1 protein-coding gene is annotated in these 964 nt (G+C 73.9%); it reads left to right on the forward strand.

Annotated features, from left to right (window positions below; genetic code table 11):
• Positions 1 to 964: serine/threonine-protein kinase (locus ACXJLU_RS33435; protein ID WP_457338020.1), on the forward strand; the 964-nt coding region annotated here is incomplete at both ends.

Raw genomic sequence — 964 nt, forward strand, 5'->3', positions numbered from 1 at the left:
GGTGCGCGCCGCGCTGGCCGCCGGCGGGCGCGACAACGCGACCGCGCTGGTGCTGCGCGTGCGCGGGCTCGACGAAGGCCAGTTGAACGACGCGCTGCGCCGCGGCCGCGACCTGCCGGTGCCGCCGAGATTGAAGGTCGGCGATCGGCTCGACGGCTTCACGATCACCGCGCGCGTGGCCGACAACGGCGTGCACTGCCTGTACCAGGCCCGCAGTGACGAACCCGGCGAGCCGCTGGTTGCGCTGAAGACGCTGCACTTGTCGCGCGCCAACGACCCGCAGGAGCGCGCGATGCTGGCGCACGAGGCCTGGCTCGCGTCGCGCGTCGGGGCTGCCGATGGCTTCGTGCGATTGCGCGAGCTGCGCGAGCCGACCGCCTTCTACGTCGCCTACGACTGGCATGCCGGCCGCACGCTGGAGCAGTTGCTGGCGGCGGGCGAGGGCGGCAGCGTCAGCGATGCGGTCGATGCGGCGGTCGCGATCACCGGTGCGCTGGCGCGCCTGCACCGGCTGGGCGTCGTGCACCGCGACGTGAAGCCCGCCAACCTGCACCGCGGCGACGACGGCCAGTGGCGTTTGCTCGACCTTGGCGTGGCCGTCTCGGGCCGTGAGCCGCGTGTGCTGCGCAGCCTGCATGCCGGCACCCCCAGCTACATGAACCCGGAGCAGTGGGCGAGCGACGACAACGCCGCCGGCGAGGCGGCCACTGCGCGCAGCGACCTGTTCGCGCTCGGCGTCACGCTGTACCAGTGGCTGACCGGCCGGCTGCCGTACGGCGAAGTGCAGCCCTACCAGCGCGGGCGCTTCCGCAGCGACCCGAAGCCGCCGTCGCGGCTGCGCCCGGAGGTGCCGATCTGGCTCGATCACGTCGTGCTGAAGGCGGTCGCGCTCGACGCGCGGCAGCGCTTCGAGACCGCCGAGGAGCTGCTGCTCGCGCTGCAGCGCGGCGCCTCGCGGCAACTC

It is taken from the genome of Rhizobacter sp. P5_C2, from assembly GCF_054049715.1.